Source organism: Nostoc sp. 'Peltigera membranacea cyanobiont' 213, assembly GCF_002245975.1.
GTDB lineage: Bacteria > Cyanobacteriota > Cyanobacteriia > Cyanobacteriales > Nostocaceae > Nostoc.
This window is the reverse complement of the sequence record NZ_NOLI01000162.1, coordinates 1-17,314: the sequence shown is the minus strand read 5'-3', so window position 1 is coordinate 17,314 and position 17,314 is coordinate 1. Positions and strand designations below refer to the sequence as shown.

The following is a 17,314-nucleotide window of genomic DNA, read 5'->3' as shown; positions in this document are numbered from 1 at the left end:
AAACCCTTGTGATTGCTTCACTTCGCTTTGCTACGTTCGCAATGACATAGTTATAAATTTTCCCACCCACCTACTTACTTGTTCATTCAACCTCTAATAAGCGAAGTCAAAATCAATGCTGTTAGCGGATAGCTAAGGTTTAGCCCATTCTGAATTCCGACTCCTGAATTCTTTTTTATTATTTAAACTCTTCTAGTTGATCTACACGTAACCAAACGTTTGGTGTCGGCACTTTCCCGAACTTAATCAGGGCGTAATCACCTTTGACATCTAGAATTTCGCCCTTAGTTTCAAACAAATAAGAAGGAAAGCGAGTATCACTGGCTTTTGCTTCCAAACTGTTTTCCAGTTTCTCGCGGATCGCGCGAACCATATCTCCCTTTTTAACTGCCATGAATTCTCCTTTCAAATTTATAGACTGTTTTATCTGCATTTTAGGAGACTTCCGAATTAGAAATAAAAATTCTTGTACAGACGCGATTAATCGCGTCTCCCAACTCCCCCTAACGTTTGACACTGTAGGCAAAAATGACTAGATCGCCCAGCCAACCTAATCCGTTGAATTGGCCTACCACAAACTCGACAGGGTTCTCCAGCGCGGTTATAAACCCAGGCAACACCACCATAATTGCCGTTGACACCTTTAACACTTAAGAAGTTACTAAAAGTTGTACCGCCAGCCTGAATACTGGTTTCTAAGACTTGAATTATGGCTGTTCGCAAACGCTCAATTTGCTTTAGCTGTAAATCTATACACAAAGTTTCAGGTAAAATTCCACTCTTAAACAGGGCTTCATCGGCATAAATATTTCCTAATCCCGCCACCACCGACTGATCCAGTAACGCAGTCTTAATTGGACGGCGGCGGTTTTTGAGTTTGCTTGCTAGATATTCAACAGTGAATTCCGGTGAAAATGGATCTGCTGCCAGTTTTGCTAAACCAGTCATAATACTTTCTACAGCAACACTAGGCGGAACCCACCAAATTTTACCGAAGGTGCGCTGATCGACAAAACGCAATTCCTGCCGATCCCCAAAGAATAATCTAACCCGCGTGTGCTTATGTAATGGTTCATCTTGATGTAGCCAAAGTAGTTGACCGGTCATTCGCAGATGAACCCCTAGCCAACTGGTTGATGAAGGGGAAGCAAGTTCGGCGAGGAGATATTTACCGCGACGATGCCAAGTAGCTATTGTATTCTGGTTAATTCCATCAACAAACTCATCTACAGAAAACGGGTAGGCGATGGTGCGATTGAGCAGCACATCTCCACCCGTAATTTCTTGGTTAAGGGTCAATTGATTTAGACCCTTTCGGACTGTTTCAACTTCAGGCAGTTCAGGCATTCAAGCTGATTAAGCAGACAATTTTGATGTACTTGGGGGTTCAATAAAGAAGAGATGGGGTAGTAACTTACACAGCCGTAGATGGCTCGTTATTATTACCCAAGAGAAACCGTAAATACCCGCAGGGCGGCTCTCATAGATTAGGGTAGGCTAGGATGAAGAATGAATGAACTGAAATTTCAGACTTCATACCTTCAGACTTAAGACTACCCTTCATCATCGCATCAAACAACCCACTTGTAGCTTTGCTGCTATTTTTTAGGTGGTTTAGCCTTTGGTGCTTCAACCTCGACTAATTCATCCTGAGCAAAGTTGTTGGTATTGATACCAGAGTAATTGACCTTATCAAAGCGGACAATTACAGGGTATTTGATGCCGCTTTGGTCAATGGAAGCCACAGTTCCAAGATCCTGAAACCAGTAGGATTCAGGGCGGAGAATACGTACTTTAGAACCACGTTGAACCATGATTATTTTCCCTTTTAGTTATCAATCGCCAATCTAGAGGGCTAATTGATTTCACTCTACAACCTGAAGGTCGCGACAAGAGTCTTTGTTAAGTTATTTATCTGAATTTGGTATGGCGCATTGGTTAATGGACATTGAATATTAGTTATTCGTATCTCTCTCATCTCGGCCACCCCATACCATATACCAAATTTAAAACTGTATCATACCCTACTTGACAAGGTGGCCATTCTAGCTTACCTTCATTGCGAAACAGTATTTTTGCACAAACTTATGTTTTACTCAATATGAACACGCTCCCCTCGTTACCTCTGCCGATCCGCAGATCGTTATCTATATAAGTGATATCTAACCAGCCTTGCTGTCGATCGCTGTTTATAGCAACATCAATTGCCGGAAATTTTCTACCTTCTTCAATTTGTTGGATAAAAGTTACCGGAGAATTGTATTCTATTAAACGTTGTAAGCCGATAATAGACCGCTCAAATTTTACTTGGACACGTTGACCGGAAACTGGCTCAAATTTAGCAGCAATGCTGACTAATCCTTCCAAATAAGGTAAGCCATAAATCTCAGCTATGTTGTAAACACTGGTAGTCTCTACCCGGATACACTGATAGATTTGACCTAGTTTGCAAAAAGGTAGACGATCTAAATTTAAAAGAGCCTTGCTATTGGTGTATAGTAATCGCCAATTGCCATCTAGCAAATTACCAGCTTCCACCGGACGGGGTGTAGGATTAAAGTTTTCTAAATTGGCGATCGCTGCTAAGATAGCCTGTTTCTGGGCTTCAGTCGCCAGTAGACCGCGATTAGTACCAGCGATCGCATCCATGAGAGCCGCTTTTCCTATCATCGCCTAGTCACCTCTAAAATCACTCACTTTCCATCAGCATAAACAAGATATTCATAACCTATGTGTAGAACCATAAAATTACTAAGAATCGCTTGACTTAAGCCTAAATAAAAAATTTCTATCTGAATGCGGATTTATCAACCAAAGGGTTGAAAAGATAACTAAATTAATCCGTGTCAAGTGATAGACTCTAAATGTCAACTTACGTAACCTTTTCTTGTCTTCTTTGATATGTTGAACTCTCCATTACGTGAAGAACCCCGTAACCAGCGAGCCCATGTCATCCCCATCAAGCCAGAGTCCTCTTTATTAAATTGGTTAGAAAATAAGGGTCGGATAATAACACGTGACGTTCACGAACCGGATTTTCAAGATGGCGAAGAAGAAATAAACTCCCTAATGGGTGGAGAAGATGGAATTGGCTACGACCTTGATGATGATGATGACGATATAGGAATAGCCGAGGATTAGCCTTTTCAGGCTAGGGACTTGGTAGTATCCCTAGCTATTGGTATTCAATTTAATAAGTGTGGAGTGAAGGGAAACTTCTGTGGACGCTAAATTATCTCCTGAGCAAGGACTAAATATTTCTGGAATCGCGCTAGCCTCTCTGTTAGCGGTTGGTCTAGGTACAACAGCATTTTTCTTGGATTCGATGGCCAACAGACTACCTTGGCAAAGTATGTCGTTAACCCTGCCACTGCTGTTGTGTGCCCTGGGTTCAGGTGCTGTAGGCTATTGGGTAATACCTTTACTTCAAGCACTTAAAACTGGACAAATAATCCGCGAAGATGGGCCCCAAGCTCATTTAAAAAAGGCAGGCACCCCCACAATGGGAGGTATATTTTTTATCCCTGTAGGTGTGATAATTGCTTGTATCTTGTCTAACTTTGCTACAGATGTCCTTGCAGTTTCGGCATTGACAATTAGCTACGGATTGATTGGCTGGCTCGACGATTGGCAAATTCTCCGCCGGAAATCAAATAAAGGTATATCTCCCCGAACGAAACTCGCTTTGCAAGTAGGTTTTGCAGCAGTGTTTTGTCTATGGCTGATGTTTAATCAACCTTCTAATATTACAAATATTGCTTTACCTTGGGTAAGCTTCACACTACCATTAGGATTTCTATTTTGGCCTTTAGCAGGTTTTGTGCTAGTTGCAGAAAGTAATGCGACTAATTTAACAGATGGAATTGATGGCTTGGCAGCAGGAACAGTAGCGATCGCACTTTTGGCATTAGGTGCCTTAATCGCACCCACAGCACCTGGATTGATGGTTTTCTGTGCGGCTTTAAGTGGTGGGTGTTTAGGTTTCTTAGCCCATAATCGTAATCCAGCCCGCGTTTTCATGGGAGATACCGGTTCCCTCGCACTGGGAGGAGCATTAGCTGCTGTAGCGCTATTGACAAACACCTTAGTAGCACTGTTTATTCTCAGTGGTATCTTCTTCGTAGAAACTCTTTCGGTGATGGCACAGGTAAGTTATTACAAAGCCACCAAAGGCCCCGATGGCAAAGGCAAACGTCTCTTCAAAATGGCACCCTTACACCATCATTTAGAACTCACTGGCTGGTCAGAATTGCAAGTGGTTGGAGTATTTTATATCATCGCGGCTATTTTGGCTGCCATCTGCTTGGCGTAGGCGCAGCCCAGCACAGGCATCGCTCCATTCTGAATCATCTTTTGAGAAAATAGTCGAAGATAAAAAACAACTCCCAAATCTTCAGGGAGTTGTTTTTTTATACGGTAATATGCGTTTTGGACTGACAAGAAATAAATTATCCAATCTTGTGGGGTGGGCATCTTGCCCGCCCAGTTCAATAGGGCGGGCAAGATTGCCCACCCCACAAAGATAGTTGAGTATTTTTTTATTTGTCAGTCCCTTATCAATAATCCTTGTAGAGACGTAGCAATGCTACGTCTCTACATTTCATTTCTATTTCACCGCTTGCAGTGTTATAAATTTTGAATTAATCGTACCTATTTACATACTCAATAACTCGATTCTTGCCTGTTCGCTTTGCCTCAAGCATCGCTTGATTTGCCCGATTCAGAAAATCTGTAACCGTAATTCCTGATTCTGAAACAGCAATTCCAAAAGAAGCAGTAATGCCTTGAAGAATCCGATCGCCGTCCTTCAATTGCATTTGTTCAACATCTAGCCTTAGTTGTTCTACTCGCTTCCTGAGCGTTTCCAGCGTCATATTAGGCATTACAATCACAAATTCTTCACCACCCCATCGGCAAGGAATATCAAAAGAGCGAATAGATTTTAACAGCAGTTTTGCTAATCCCCGAATAACAATATTGGCAGTCAAATGCCCATAGCGCGAGTTGTATGCTTTAAAGTTATCAATATCAAGGAAAATAACACTAAGAGGTTGTCCAGACCGTTCAGCCTCCGCTAGCCTTTGTTCCAGGATGGTTTCCATATAGCTTTGATTGAATAGTTGGGTCATCCCATCCCGCAAATTATCATAAGCTAAACGTTTTTTTATCGATAGATTATTCAGTGCAAAGCCTAATGTTCTAGCAATAATCTCAGTAATTTGCTGATCTTCTGGACTGATTTCTTCAAGAGCATAGAGGTGTAGAATCCCAACTATTTCGCCTTGTCCAAACAATGGGAAGCACAAATGTGCGCCATTAACCGGCTGTATTAAGTGGCTGCACATCAGTCCTGAGTTACAAGGCGATAAAAGGTTTAATTTCCCTCTTCGCAATGCCCAGCATTGAGATATTGAAAATATTTCTTTACTACTTTTTTCATCTCCCCAAGAACTATTCATCTGAACATAATTCTTGGAATTAGCAATTATATAGACACAACCACTCATGCTAGGAAACAGCTTGGAACAGGTTAAAGCAACAACTTGATACACCTCATCTTCAGAGTCGCAGCAATAAAGCATATCGGCCATATCTGAGAGATATATAAGTTCGCGTTTTTTTGCCTCTAATTTCAGTGTTCTTTCTTCTAGCTGCCGATTTAGATCGGTGAGCGATCGCTGTGCTTCTATGGATTCTGTAATATCGATACTGATCCCACCGATGCGGCGATCGCCCGTTGCGCCATCGCTAAAGGGAAACTTAAAGGATAGCCAGTAGCATGGCTGTTCATCATCAGCGATCTTTATCTCTTCAATTAACTTTAAAGGGCTTAAAGTCTTCAAGACGACTCGATCGTTTTCCATTACCCGCCGCCCCTCTTCTGGATCTGTCAAGAATTCACTATCCGTTTTCCCCAACCATTCTTGTGAATTTACCGAAAACCTAGACTGTATTTCCTGGTTGTAGTAAAGCACTCTAGATTGCTCATCTTTGATATAGGCTCCAAAGGGGCCCTGATCTAGGAATAGCCTTTGTATCTGCTGGCTGCGTTGAAGTTCGCGGGTATTTTCTTGAGATTTGGCGATCGCCTCTAAAATTTGATAAGCGGTTGGTATTAGGCACAGTAATACACATAATGAGACAAATGCCATTACATCAAGTACGCCCAAGTACAACAGCGACACTGCCGAATCCGGCTCAAAAGCCGCCAAAAGGTGATGAAATCCGCAAAATATTACGAATCCACCTGATAATAAAAACGCTGGCCAAAACTTAGAAGGGATAGTTACCTTGGTTTTGGCAAAGAAAATCCCTACTAATATAGGGATGCCAAAGTATGAAAATGCAGTGATGCCGTGAGCAATTATGCAATTCCAGTAAATAGGCTCCATTGCTGACCTGATATTAACATTTCATCCGTTTTACTATAATTCTGGGTTGTCTCAAGATGTAAGCGTAGAAAGGATGATTTCAGTACTTTATTCCTTAATTTTATGTAGCTTCCTAAAAAGGCTACTCATCTCAATCCCTTATATAGCTGACTTACCAAGTGAGTAAGTTCGGGAACAATTAGTTTTTCCATCGCCAGCCGCACAGCATTACTGGAACCAGGAAGCGAGAAGATTAATTTATCTTGATAAATACCAGCAACAGCGCGAGAAGCGATCGCCCGCGAACCAATTTCTTGATAACTTAAAAAACGAAATAACTCACCAAACCCTGGCAAAGTTTTCTCCAGTAACTTCTCAATGGCATCGTAGGTGGTATCTCTTGGTGCAATACCTGTGCCACCATTAAAAATTAAAGCATCCAAATTTGAGCTTTTACCCAGATGTTCTATCTGCTCTTGAATTTGTGTTGGTTCATCTTTGATAATCGTGTAGGCTCCGACAGCATAGTTACCACCAATGAGTAACTGCTGAATTAGTTGGCCACTTTTGTCTGTTTCGGGCTTACGTGTATCGCTGACAGTAATCACAGCACAAGTTACCGTAATCCCAGGTGAATCTGGATGGGGCTGTTGTGTCATGGGTTAAGCTTTTAACTTTTGATAATGGACAATTGGGCACGGAGAATAGCGCATTCTACATGAAAAAATTACCTATGTCCTGTGCCCTATGCCCTATGTCCTATTTTTCCGCCTTGCTGAGTCCGAGATCGTTTTCTTCAGCATACCGTTCCATAAAGCGCATAAAGCGATCCCATTCTTGGGCAGATTTCATCACATAAACTGCTTCTAATGCTTCCGGTTTCCCGTTGACAAATTTACCCTTAACTTCACGGGTAATTATCTCCCCTTCTTCGTCAATCAAGTACATCCCGGTAATGTCTTCGGTGCTGCCTTGATCTAAAATCTTCGGATTGGTAAAAATAAACGTCGCTGTACCACTGTCACCAGTGCGCGATCGCGTCAAGCGCACCTCTGGAGTTACTTCTTCGTCAAGACCTTTAGAAAACTGAATTTTCGCCATGATCAATGAATTTAAACTTTTGTGATGGTTAATTTAATATTCTCTCATCAATTAGAACACCACGGTCTAGAGGCTACTGTTATTCATTTTTTTAGTGTATATACTTAAATTGGTTATTTTTACAGTAATAAATTTTATTTTTTTTGGTCTAACTATCAAGTCGTGAGGATAAGGCAGTTTCTTGATAAAAAGGTAAAATTGGCACATCTTGACGATGAACCGAATAAAATTAAGTTTGCATTGCAATCATCAGACTTATGTAAATATACAGTTATTTGCCCCATGAAAAAGAGGATTTTCTAACCTAGAAAACAAGGAAAACAGATATATCCAGTTAATTGGTGTTTATTTATACTATTTCAAATTTTTGTAGTCGTTATACTCATAGCTTAGGTTCTACCTGGGAATTAGGAAGTGGCTTTGCCACTTCTTTTTATTTATCTAGTAGCCCAGTAAAAAATAAATTAAAAGTTAAAAGTAATTTGTTGAACTTTTAACTTTTACTAGTTGTTATCTCATGTCTGTTTAATTGACCATCAAATAATTAGCCTGTTAAGTTATGGCTTTGTAACCTCCAGGCAATTTTACAGAATTCTGGTCATATATTAGTCATTATTCATTTTATCTTGCCATCTCTCGCGCTTGAGCTTGCTCTCTACATCGTGCGATCGCGCATCTTGCCAAGTCCCCCACATTAGGGATTGCTGTTTTTCAACATGGTTAATAAACTGCATGATTGACTGATCTGCTTTGATTGGGGTTTTCAAATCAAACTTAATTGTTTGGACAATCTTGATGTCACCCATGAGAAAGTACTTAGCTGCAATCTTAGTCAGCCATAGTACAACTCGATTGCATAACCAACCAAAAATTCCTTTACGTTTTTTAGTCATCAATAGAACTTGACCTTCAGTTTTTCCCTCTTCGTAGAGGCGAACTGCAACCATCATGTGGATATGGAAGAAATCAGGGCCAAGTGTCACAATGCCAATGCTACCGTACCAATAGCAAATACTGTAAGTTATGACATTTTTGTAGAAAAGACGGATGAGCTTAATGAACAAGAAATTGTCTTTGATGGGTGTAGTATTACTGAAGATAATCGCATTCTCGTTCAGTTCGTGTCTTTCAAAAATAATTTCTAGTGGCAATTTGTGAACTGTATTGAGGTGTTGAGCATCAATCGCATTAATCATCACCACATTGGGGTGACAGTTCAGCAAGAAGTGAGAATGGATGGCGACATCACACTCTTTTTGTTCCAATTCTGGTATAAAAGGCAGGGGTTGCTGTGGGATTTCTCCCGTCCAAACCCAAACCATCCCATACTTCTCAGCAGTGGGCCAAGTCTGTAACTTTAGGGAAGGCGGTACATCTAAACATGGGATATCAACACACATCCCTTCAGCATCAAACTTCCAGTGATGGAAAAAACAACGGAGTGCATTACCTTCAACTTTGCCTTCAGCAAGGTGAGCGCCCATGTGGGGACAGTAGGCATCAAAGGTAGCTACTCTTTTGTCTTTACCTCGGTAAATTACTAGTTGTCTGCCCAAAATCGTGACAGGTTTGACTTCACCTACCCGCAGATTTTGAGAGGGTATTACCCAATACCATCCCTCAACAAAACGCTCTGGATTATTAAAAATTTTAGGTTTACGGGTTGAGCTAAAAGTCTGCGAGTTGAGATTCATTTTTATAGTTTCACTTGAGGTGAAGCATTTGATCTAGAAGTAACATGGAAACTTTTAAAAAACAGTTACTTTCAGTACCAGGACAAACAGCTACCTAATAAACAGATAAAAATCAATAGTCAAAATCTCAACTAAATTCTATGAAGATTCTTAAAATTATGACACCCTAACATAAGCTTATGTAAACTAGTATCCATTTCTAATATAGGACTAGTATTTGATTTATGAAAAGATACGTAGGGTGTGTTAGCGACAGCGTAACGCACCCTACGTATCCTTTCATAAATCGAATCGTATTTTTATATATGATAATAGTTACAAGAGTTGGGGAAATCTGCCGTGTTAACTCAGAATGAAAAACTGCTTTTAATTGGTCAGGTAACAGATATAAGCGGAATCCCTATCAGGACAATTCGCTATTACGAGAGTTTAGGTTTACTCAAGTCCTCAAGACGAACAGAGGGAGGCTTCCGTCAGTTTTCATTGGATGTGCTGACTCGTCTAGCCTTTATTAAAAGGGCACAAAATCTTGGTCTTAGTCTAGAGGAGATTGGAAATATTCTTCAGGTCTATGACCAAGGACAAGCTCCTTGTGGTGAAATTAAAGAAAAGCTTGAAGACAAGCTTTTACACATCGATCGCCAAATCGATCAATTGTTAACTTTACGTTCTGAGATAAAGGGATTACTTTCAGGCTGGAAGAATACTAGCGATCGCTATGAAGATACAATTTGTCCTATTATTCAAAACATCTCTGTTAGCGGATAGCTATGGTTTAGCCCGTGCTAAGTCTTAAAAAGTAAAAATAGAATGACATCAGGACTCAGGACTTTTATAGAGGAGAAACCACCATAACTCTAATCCAATCAAGGCTAAACCAGCGATCGCAACACTAACTTTCAAGCCCAAAGGTTGCTCAATGCGTTGAAATTGGCTGGCTTGTGCTGACGAGTGGGCTGGCATTTCTGCTAATGTTACACCTGATGTTCCAGTGAGAAGCACTAAAGCTGTCAGGCTTCCCCAAAGCATTTTTTTACTGAACATTTCCTAAATTACCCTGCAATTATGAGATAGCTTTTGGTTGAAAGTTACGCAATCTGAGGGCATTGCTAACAACAGATAGCGAAGAAAGAGCCATCGCAGCGCCGGCGATAATTGGATTGAGTAACCAACCAAAAATAGGGAAGAGAATTCCAGCCGCAATGGGAATGCCAATGACGTTGTAAATAAACGCAAAGAAGAGATTTTGCTTGATATTGTTGATTGTGGCGCGACTGAGTTGAATTGCTGTGACAATTCCTTGCAAATCTCCAGAAATTAGGGTGATATCGCTAGCTGCGATCGCTACATCTGTTCCTGTCCCAATAGCAATTCCCACATCAGCCTGTGCTAAGGCTGGTGCATCATTTATACCATCGCCAACCATTGCTACAAGGGATTGGGTACTGGGGATTGGGGATTGGGGATTGGGAAGAATTTTCCCTAGTCCCCAGTCCCTAGTTCCCAGTTCCCCTCTTTGCAAAGATTGGATAATCGCCGCTTTTTGATCTGGACGCACTTCAGCAAATACTCGCTGGATGCCAACTTCTTGAGCGATCGCATCAGCCGTTTTACGATTGTCTCCGGTGAGCATTACTACTTCTAAACCTAGCTTCTGTAAAGCTTTCACCACTGCTATCGATGAAGGTTTGAGGGCATCGGCAATACCCATGATTCCTTGTAGTTCGCCATCTACAGCAATCAAAATGACTGTTTTACCAGCCGCTTCCCAAGCATCTTTATACTGCTGGAGAGCAATAATATTAATTCCAAGTTCTGTTAACCAGCGTTGTGTACCAATTTGCACAAGTTGATTTGAAACAACTGCTTGCACACCACTACCTGCGTTAGCTATGAAGTTTTGTGCATCTATTAAACTCACTTCTTGAGACTGGGCATATTTCACCACCGCTTCAGCTAAAGGATGCTCAGAGTTCCGTTCCACTGTTGCTGCTAACTGTAAAAGCTTGATTTCATTGCCATTAGCTGTACCGTTAACAGTTACAAAATCTGTAACCGTGGGTTTACCCTGAGTCAAAGTACCAGTTTTATCTAAAACGATGATTTGAATTTTGTGTGCTAGTTCTAAGCTGTCAGCACCCTTAATCAAGATGCCATTTTCTGCACCTTTGCCCGTCCCCACCATCACAGATGTGGGGGTAGCTAAACCCAAAGCACAAGGACAAGCAATAATTAGTACACCCACCGTTGTCATTATTGCTAAGGTGAGGTTGCCAGTGAAATTAAACCAAATGACGAAAGTGGCGATCGCAACGGCAATTACAGCTGGTACAAACCATCCTGTCACCCGATCTGCCAAACGCTGAATGGGTGCTTTAGAACCTTGTGCCTGTTGCACTAGTTTGACGATTTGAGCCAAAAACGTATCATTTCCGACTCGTGTCACCCGAAACTGAAACGCACCCGCACCGTTAATAGTTGCCCCAATCACCTCATCTCCTGGCTGCTTTTTCACTGACAAACTTTCACCAGTCACCATCGCTTCATCTACCGTCGAAGCGCCTGCAATCACTTCGCCATCTACCGGAATCTTCTCGCCAGGACGGACTAAAATCACATCATTAATTCTGACTTCGGCGATGGGAATATCAACTTCTACACCACCACGGATAACTCTGGCATCTCTGGCTTGTAATCCGATCAGTTTGCGGATGGCTTCAGAAGTTTCTCCCCTAGCGCGATTTTCTAACAACCGCCCCAATAAAATTAAAGTAATAACAATGGCAGCAACTTCATAATAAACATGAGGTATCAAGCCCTGAGCAATAAAAAATTTCGGGAAAACAGTGACAAATAAAGAATATAGATACGCTGCACTTGTACCCAAAGCAATCAGCGTGTCCATCGTCGCCGTATGGCGCTTGAGAGATTTCCAGCCATTGCGGTAAAAAGATCCGCCACACCACAATATAACGGGTGTTGTCAGCACTAACTGTACCCAAGGATTTTGCAGGAAGTTGGGAATTAAGGAGAAGTTTAGCCCAGTCATCATCGGCAACGACCCCAAAAATAGGAAAATGCTGATTACACCTCCCACAACTACTTTAAGCAAGAGTTCGCGTTGTAATGCTTGCCTATTCGCTTTTTCGGCATCATCTTCTTCAGAGAGCAATTCTTCCTGGAGTGAGTAAGAAGAGTATCCCGCAGATGCGATCGCAGCTTGAATTTTCTCTAAATTGGCTAGAGAGCGATCGTACTTGATAGTGGCTTGTTCTGCTCCAAAGTTAACGTTGCAGTCAATCACCCCAGAAACAGAGCGAATTGCCTTTTCGATGTTGTTAGCGCAACCAGCGCAACTCATGCCTCGAAGTTTGAGTGTGAGAGTATCCATGCTGGGGACTGGGGGTTGGGGACTGGGAATTGGGAATTGGGAATTGGAAACAGAGGGAAAAAGTTAGAGGGCAAATGGATAGTTCTTTCCTTTACTTAGTACTCAGTCCCCAATCCCCTTTCTTTAGCCGGCTGGATAGCCAGCAGCAGCTAACGCTTCCTTAATTGCTGTTTCTGATGCTTGAGTTTCTACACTGACAAGCTTGGTTGTGGGATCTGCCTGAATGCTGGCATTAGCATCGACTGCCTGAAGTGCTTTGGTGATGGTACTTGCACAAACAGAACAAGACATATTGGGAACTGTGAGTTGGAGAGTCATAGATTTACGGGATAATAATGAACAACCTAGCCAGAAATAACTGAAAAGAGAGTCGCCTTGAATTCATACTAGACTCTCTAGCCGGCTGGAGAGTCTAGAGAATTTTAAAAGTTTTTTGCTAAAGTTCAAATTTGTTTAGATATGTAGTGCATAAATCGCTAAAGAATACAAAATACTACAAAACACTTGTCTCCTCATGCAAGTGTGTGTTATCAAGGCTATATAACTGTTGTTTTCCCCACAATTCCGGGAAAATAACCCTCCCCAACACCTGAGACGCGGCTGCTGAACCCAAGTCTCCTCCTCTCTTCACAACAAAGAGTCTTTTTTAAGGCTCTATTTGGAGTTTTCATGCAGCCAAAAAATTTAAAGCGTCTCCTGCGTGCTTTAGAGCGGCAGGGTTTGGATGTAAGTTACAACGATCGCACTTATTCTGTCCGTTTAGTTAATTCTCCTGATGCACCTGTAGCGGAAGTGCTTCTGCCAGAAGGCTTCCCCGTAGAAGCTAAGGCGCTGAAGCAGTTAGCGAATTTGGCAAGTGTCCGCCACCCGTCAGGTGGATGCGTTTGTCGGGCCTGTGCAACACCTGACTTTCACCCAGGTGATGCAGGTGTTGCCATTGGTTCAATTGTGGAAACCGTTGGTCAGGTTATTCCTGGCGCTGTCGGTTCTGACATCAATTGTGGAATGCGCCTGCACGTTGCTGATTTGACAATCGAGGAATTCTTAGCAAAGCGCGACCAATTCGTAGAAAAAATGAAGGGGGATTACTTCTTTGGTACGCGTGATGTGACAATGACTGCTGAGGCAATGCGATCGCTATTTCAATACGGAGTTTTAGGTTGGCTGGATGCCATGCTAAATCGGGCTACGGGGAGTGTAGTCAAATCTGATTTGCAACAACTAGCCCAAGAGAGCGATCGCATCTTTTTAGGTGGTTCAATGGATGGTGACTGGAAACTTGCACCTGAAGAATTGGTTCCCGATACCGGATTGGTACGCGATGGCGGATTAGCAACCATTGGCGGGGGCAATCATTTTGTAGAAGTGCAGCGAGTTGATAAAGTTGAAAATCGCACCCTTGCCCATGCTTGGGGAGTGCGCGAGGGACAACTAGCTTTTATGATTCATTCTGGTTCCCGAAATGTGGGTAAGTATATTGGGGGAATGTGGCGAGATAAAGCTAAGGCGACTTGGCAAAAAGGTCTGAAGTACCCTGATTCTCAGATTTTTCCTCTCTCTAACCATTCTCACCCCGAATTAGTCGCCAGTTACTTGCAAGCCGAGGCTACTGCTGCTAACTATGGCTTTATCAACCGCTTGCTGTTAGCGGAACTGCTACGTCTGCGTTTACGGGAAGTATACAAAGATGTGGAAGCACCTCTAGTTTACGACTTGCCGCACAACATCACCTTACCAGAAGGTCAAGGATGGGTAACACGCAAGGGTGCAAGTCCAGCCCATGCAGGGCAACCAGTGATTATTCCTGGTTCAATGGGTACTGATTCTTATCTGATGGTAGGTAGAGGCAATCCAGCATTTTGTCATTCGGCCTCACATGGGGCGGGAAGAATTTATTCTCGCTTCGACCTCAATCGCAGAGGTGCATCTCAAAGTGAGGCAGAACTGGGATTAACTGGCGTAGACTGCATAACCTTGCGTGAAGAACGCCGCATTGAAGAAGCACCAGCCGCCTACAAACCGATTCAGTCTGTGATTGATGTGCAAGTGGAGGCAAAAATGGTAGACGTTGTGGCGCGATTGAGTCCGGTATTGACGTTTAAGGCGTAGCTCTAAATAAAAAGCCCCTGGTGTTAACCAGGGGTATCCATCTTTATTCCCTGATATTAGAATCGCATCTGTGAAGTGATAGCAAATCCGTACTAATGCAATTAATGCATAAAGTTTATGATATTTTTGCAATCAGCTAGATAGGATTTATACCAAGTTGCAAATTATACAGTGAAGCATCCTAGATAAAACTTCTATCTAGGATGCTTCACAATAAAAAATTGTTGATTATACAACAATTAGGGACAAAATGTGATATTTACACTAGAGCTATCAGCTAGCAGAAACAGTTAAACTGCCGGGTTTCTGAAGATCGCCTTGCAAAACCACACCTCGCTGATTGGCATGGATATGACGCAAAATCTTGTAAATTGCCTCAACTTGCTCTGATGCACCTGCTTTCTGGGCAAGTTCTTCAAGAGAAAGAGGAGTTTTTTCTTTTTGGAGGACTGCTACCACTCGTGTTTGCAAATCGAGAATGGAGGCGGCAGCTTTTTTGCCAGCTTCTACCCCTGGCTGATGGTAGGCATTGACGTTAACTAAGCTTGCATATAAACCAACAGCGCGTTCATACAAAGCAATTAATGCCCCTACGGTTCGGGGATTCACTTGGGGAATAGTGACTGTAATCGAATCGCGGTGATTTTCATAAAGTGCTTGTCGGGTTCCTTGGAGAAAACCGGAAAGATAGTCGCCTGATGTAACTCCCGGATCTATTTCAGTAGATGGGCCTTGACGATCTTCTAATACTTCAACGAAGGTAGCAAAGAAATTCGCTACACCTTCACGTAACTGTTGAACGTAAGCATGTTGATCTGTTGAGCCTTTGTTACCATAAACGGCGATGCCTTGATGGACAACCTTACCGTCTAAGTCTTTTTCTTTGCCCAAGGATTCCATCACCAACTGTTGCAAATAGCGACTGAATAAAAATAAGCTGTCCTTGTAAGGTAGGACAACCATATCTTTTTCGCCCTTTCCATTGCCTGCAAAGTACCAAGACAAAGCAAGCAAGGCTGCTGGGTTATTTTTCACATCAGGGACGCGGGTAGCGTCATCCATCTCTTTTGCACCATCTAGGATGGCGCGAACATCAATGCCTTGTAATGCGGCTGGTACTAGCCCCACAGCAGACATTTCTGAGGTCCGCCCTCCTACCCAGTCATACATGGGAAATCTGGCTAGCCAACCTTCATCTTTGGCTAGTTTATCGAGATTGCTATCAACGCTGGTAATTGCTACCGCATATTGAGCAAATTCCAAATTGTGTCCGGCGTAAGCTTTTTTAACTTCAATCATGCCGTTGCGGGGTTCCGGCGTTCCCCCAGATTTAGATATCACCAATACCAAAGTGCTGGCGAGGCTATTTCGGAGATGATTGATAACGCGATCGATACCTGCCGGATCGTTGTTATCGATAAAGTGAAGTTTCAGGGGTGGGAAATCAGGAGCAAGGGCTTCTGCGACGAATTGGGGGCCGAGGGCGGAACCACCAATGCCAATGGAGATAATATCCGTGAAGCGGCTTGCTCTGGGAGGATGAATAGCACCTGTTTGGACTTTTTCCGCAAAGGCTTCGATTTGTTCTAGGGTTTGGACTATTTCTTGTGTAAGTTCTGGAGTTGGCGCTAAATCAGGATTTCGCAGCCAGTAGTGTCCAACCATACGGTTCTCGTCGGGATTTGCGATCGCACCCTTCTCCAGTTCAGCCATATCCGCAAACGCCTTGTCAAACTTCGGCTGCAACGATTCCACAAAGGCATCATCGAACCGCATTCGACTTATGTCTAAATACAGTCCCAATCCCTCGTGGAAATATAACCAGTTTTGGTATCGTTGCCAAAGTGCCCTAGCATCCATAGGGAAATCTCAAATAAAGTGTTTTTCAAAAACCAGTTTAATGTAAGGTTATAGCGATCCCTGCCTAGCCTTATACAGTTTACAGTTTTCAGTGTTCCCTTAACTCTTCACTTTAAACATCTGGCATAGGGATGACACGTAGAAATTTCACAATTTCACCTCTGATTTCTATACCAATCAGGTAATTATCGAGGGTAAAACGGTGAAAAATGCCTTCACCATCAAGCTGTCGCAGTTCTTTTAGATCGGTCAGTTGCCACTTTTGGGCTAACTCAACAAAGACAAAATCATGCACCCGCTCGTAGGCGGCAGGTTCTAAATTTTTCAGGTCTAGCAAAAAAGACCTTGCATAGCGCATTTCTAGACTCACTAGGCGTTACCTTAACCAAAACTTGAGGGGCCACTGGCACAAGAAAAGAAAGCGCTGCTGAATCAGAAAAACATCAACAGTCGTACCGCTTCTTCATGGGTTAATATATCCCACGGTTGCTGCGATCGCTTAACTTGTTGTATCGCTTTGAGCATATAAAAGTCACAATGTAAAGCTTCGAGAACGTTCCAAATGTCTTGCAAATCTTCATCGGCTAACTGCTCGATTAAGTGATGCATTCTCAGTCGCAGCAAATTCATACGTTAGTTTTTACCTACAACCCAACACCAACAATAAATAGTATTCCCACAAAATTAGCAAAGGTTAACGGCAATATAGCACTATGCTCAAGCTACGCTAAAATTTATTCGCCAAGCGTTGAGGGCAGACGGGCAAGGGGTAGGGAGCAGGGGAGGCA

At 42.5% G+C, this 17,314-nt stretch carries 19 protein-coding genes; 5 read left to right on the top strand and 14 right to left on the bottom strand.

Annotated features, from left to right (window positions below):
• Positions 1-178: 178 nt before the first annotated feature.
• The 4 genes from CDG77_RS29365 to CDG77_RS29350 form a co-directional block, all read right to left on the bottom strand.
• Entirely contained in the window at positions 179-394 is a 216-nt protein-coding gene (locus CDG77_RS29365) for an NAD(P)H-quinone oxidoreductase subunit O (RefSeq protein WP_094332783.1), read from the bottom strand.
• A gap of 86 nt (positions 395-480) precedes the next feature.
• A complete protein-coding gene (locus CDG77_RS29360) occupies positions 481-1,347 on the bottom strand; it encodes a DNA-formamidopyrimidine glycosylase (RefSeq protein ID WP_094332782.1) in 867 nt (288 codons plus the stop codon).
• A gap of 251 nt (positions 1,348-1,598) precedes the next feature.
• Positions 1,599-1,814, bottom strand: coding sequence for a photosystem I reaction center subunit IV (locus CDG77_RS29355; protein WP_094332781.1), 216 nt, complete (start codon positions 1,812-1,814; stop codon positions 1,599-1,601).
• Positions 1,815-2,085: 271 nt separating this feature from the next.
• A complete protein-coding gene (locus CDG77_RS29350; protein ID WP_094332780.1) occupies positions 2,086-2,670 on the bottom strand; it encodes a PAP/fibrillin family protein in 585 nt (194 codons plus the stop codon).
• Positions 2,671-2,901: 231 nt separating this feature from the next.
• Between CDG77_RS29350 and CDG77_RS29345 the strand changes: the two genes are divergently transcribed.
• Both CDG77_RS29345 and mraY read left to right on the top strand, forming a co-directional pair.
• Positions 2,902-3,141 carry a DUF3134 domain-containing protein gene (locus CDG77_RS29345; RefSeq protein ID WP_094332779.1) on the top strand — a complete coding sequence of 80 codons (240 nt, stop codon included), beginning with the start codon at positions 2,902-2,904 and terminating at the stop codon, positions 3,139-3,141.
• Between the two features lie 79 nt (positions 3,142-3,220).
• Positions 3,221-4,312 (top strand): phospho-N-acetylmuramoyl-pentapeptide-transferase, encoded by a 1,092-nt coding sequence (mraY, locus tag CDG77_RS29340; protein ID WP_094332778.1) that lies wholly within the window; start codon positions 3,221-3,223, stop codon positions 4,310-4,312.
• 328 nt (positions 4,313-4,640) lie between these two features.
• On the opposite strand, the gene CDG77_RS29330 is transcribed toward mraY, so the two are convergent.
• From CDG77_RS29330 to CDG77_RS29315, 4 genes are all read right to left on the bottom strand, one after another.
• Complete coding sequence (locus tag CDG77_RS29330; protein WP_094332776.1) at positions 4,641-6,392, bottom strand: diguanylate cyclase; 1,752 nt, start codon at positions 6,390-6,392, stop codon at positions 4,641-4,643.
• A 125-nt stretch (positions 6,393-6,517) separates the two neighbouring features.
• On the bottom strand, positions 6,518-7,030 hold the full coding sequence (locus CDG77_RS29325; RefSeq protein ID WP_094332775.1) for a MogA/MoaB family molybdenum cofactor biosynthesis protein: 513 nt from the start codon (positions 7,028-7,030) through the stop codon (positions 6,518-6,520).
• A gap of 100 nt (positions 7,031-7,130) precedes the next feature.
• Positions 7,131-7,472 carry a photosystem II reaction center protein Psb28 gene (psb28, locus tag CDG77_RS29320; RefSeq protein WP_094332774.1) on the bottom strand — a complete coding sequence of 114 codons (342 nt, stop codon included), beginning with the start codon at positions 7,470-7,472 and terminating at the stop codon, positions 7,131-7,133.
• Between the two features lie 605 nt (positions 7,473-8,077).
• On the bottom strand, positions 8,078-9,166 hold the full coding sequence (locus tag CDG77_RS29315) for an aromatic ring-hydroxylating dioxygenase subunit alpha (protein ID WP_094332773.1): 1,089 nt from the start codon (positions 9,164-9,166) through the stop codon (positions 8,078-8,080).
• A gap of 339 nt (positions 9,167-9,505) precedes the next feature.
• Here CDG77_RS29315 and CDG77_RS29310 point away from each other — a divergent pair, with 339 nt between their 5' ends.
• Positions 9,506-9,934, top strand: a complete 429-nt coding sequence (locus CDG77_RS29310) for a heavy metal-responsive transcriptional regulator (protein WP_094332772.1) — start codon at positions 9,506-9,508, stop codon at positions 9,932-9,934.
• A gap of 48 nt (positions 9,935-9,982) precedes the next feature.
• Here the strand turns inward: CDG77_RS29310 and CDG77_RS29305 are convergent, their stop codons facing one another.
• The 3 genes from CDG77_RS29305 to CDG77_RS29295 form a co-directional block, all read right to left on the bottom strand.
• Positions 9,983-10,210, bottom strand: coding sequence for a hypothetical protein (locus CDG77_RS29305; RefSeq protein ID WP_094332771.1), 228 nt, complete (start codon positions 10,208-10,210; stop codon positions 9,983-9,985).
• Between the two features lie 19 nt (positions 10,211-10,229).
• Entirely contained in the window at positions 10,230-12,557 is a 2,328-nt protein-coding gene (locus tag CDG77_RS29300; protein ID WP_094332770.1) for a heavy metal translocating P-type ATPase, read from the bottom strand.
• A 123-nt stretch (positions 12,558-12,680) separates the two neighbouring features.
• Positions 12,681-12,875, bottom strand: a complete 195-nt coding sequence (locus CDG77_RS29295; RefSeq protein ID WP_094332769.1) for a heavy-metal-associated domain-containing protein — start codon at positions 12,873-12,875, stop codon at positions 12,681-12,683.
• A 351-nt stretch (positions 12,876-13,226) separates the two neighbouring features.
• On the opposite strand from CDG77_RS29295, the gene CDG77_RS29290 reads away from it, so the two are divergent.
• Positions 13,227-14,666, top strand: a complete 1,440-nt coding sequence (locus CDG77_RS29290; RefSeq protein WP_094332768.1) for an RtcB family protein — start codon at positions 13,227-13,229, stop codon at positions 14,664-14,666.
• Positions 14,667-14,939: 273 nt separating this feature from the next.
• Here the strand turns inward: CDG77_RS29290 and CDG77_RS29285 are convergent, their stop codons facing one another.
• The 3 genes from CDG77_RS29285 to CDG77_RS29275 form a co-directional block, all read right to left on the bottom strand.
• Entirely contained in the window at positions 14,940-16,526 is a 1,587-nt protein-coding gene (locus CDG77_RS29285; protein WP_094332767.1) for a glucose-6-phosphate isomerase, read from the bottom strand.
• Between the two features lie 112 nt (positions 16,527-16,638).
• The gene (locus CDG77_RS29280; protein ID WP_094332766.1) at positions 16,639-16,896 is read right to left on the bottom strand and encodes a cytotoxic translational repressor of toxin-antitoxin stability system; all 258 of its coding nucleotides are present in this window, start codon (positions 16,894-16,896) and stop codon (positions 16,639-16,641) included.
• A gap of 62 nt (positions 16,897-16,958) precedes the next feature.
• Positions 16,959-17,156 carry a hypothetical protein gene (locus CDG77_RS29275; RefSeq protein WP_094332765.1) on the bottom strand — a complete coding sequence of 66 codons (198 nt, stop codon included), beginning with the start codon at positions 17,154-17,156 and terminating at the stop codon, positions 16,959-16,961.
• On the opposite strand from CDG77_RS29275, the gene CDG77_RS38070 reads away from it, so the two are divergent.
• On the top strand, positions 17,130-17,314 hold a 185-nt coding region (locus CDG77_RS38070; RefSeq protein WP_223270043.1), incomplete at its 3' end, for a hypothetical protein. The genes CDG77_RS29275 and CDG77_RS38070 overlap by 27 nt on opposite strands.

Coding starts and splice junctions, on each gene's coding strand:
- CDG77_RS29365 (WP_094332783.1), bottom strand. CDS start 394: ATGGCAGTTAAAAAGGGAGATATGGTTCGCGCGATCCGCGAGAAACTG.
- CDG77_RS29360 (WP_094332782.1), bottom strand. CDS start 1,347: ATGCCTGAACTGCCTGAAGTTGAAACAGTCCGAAAGGGTCTAAATCAA.
- CDG77_RS29355 (WP_094332781.1), bottom strand. CDS start 1,814: ATGGTTCAACGTGGTTCTAAAGTACGTATTCTCCGCCCTGAATCCTAC.
- CDG77_RS29350 (WP_094332780.1), bottom strand. CDS start 2,670: ATGATAGGAAAAGCGGCTCTCATGGATGCGATCGCTGGTACTAATCGC.
- CDG77_RS29345 (WP_094332779.1), top strand. CDS start 2,902: ATGTTGAACTCTCCATTACGTGAAGAACCCCGTAACCAGCGAGCCCAT.
- CDG77_RS29330 (WP_094332776.1), bottom strand. CDS start 6,392: ATGGAGCCTATTTACTGGAATTGCATAATTGCTCACGGCATCACTGCA.
- CDG77_RS29325 (WP_094332775.1), bottom strand. CDS start 7,030: ATGACACAACAGCCCCATCCAGATTCACCTGGGATTACGGTAACTTGT.
- psb28 (WP_094332774.1), bottom strand. CDS start 7,472: ATGGCGAAAATTCAGTTTTCTAAAGGTCTTGACGAAGAAGTAACTCCA.
- CDG77_RS29315 (WP_094332773.1), bottom strand. CDS start 9,166: ATGAATCTCAACTCGCAGACTTTTAGCTCAACCCGTAAACCTAAAATT.
- CDG77_RS29305 (WP_094332771.1), bottom strand. CDS start 10,210: ATGTTCAGTAAAAAAATGCTTTGGGGAAGCCTGACAGCTTTAGTGCTT.
- CDG77_RS29300 (WP_094332770.1), bottom strand. CDS start 12,557: ATGGATACTCTCACACTCAAACTTCGAGGCATGAGTTGCGCTGGTTGC.
- CDG77_RS29295 (WP_094332769.1), bottom strand. CDS start 12,875: ATGACTCTCCAACTCACAGTTCCCAATATGTCTTGTTCTGTTTGTGCA.
- CDG77_RS29290 (WP_094332768.1), top strand. CDS start 13,227: ATGCAGCCAAAAAATTTAAAGCGTCTCCTGCGTGCTTTAGAGCGGCAG.
- CDG77_RS29285 (WP_094332767.1), bottom strand. CDS start 16,526: ATGGATGCTAGGGCACTTTGGCAACGATACCAAAACTGGTTATATTTC.
- CDG77_RS29275 (WP_094332765.1), bottom strand. CDS start 17,156: ATGAATTTGCTGCGACTGAGAATGCATCACTTAATCGAGCAGTTAGCC.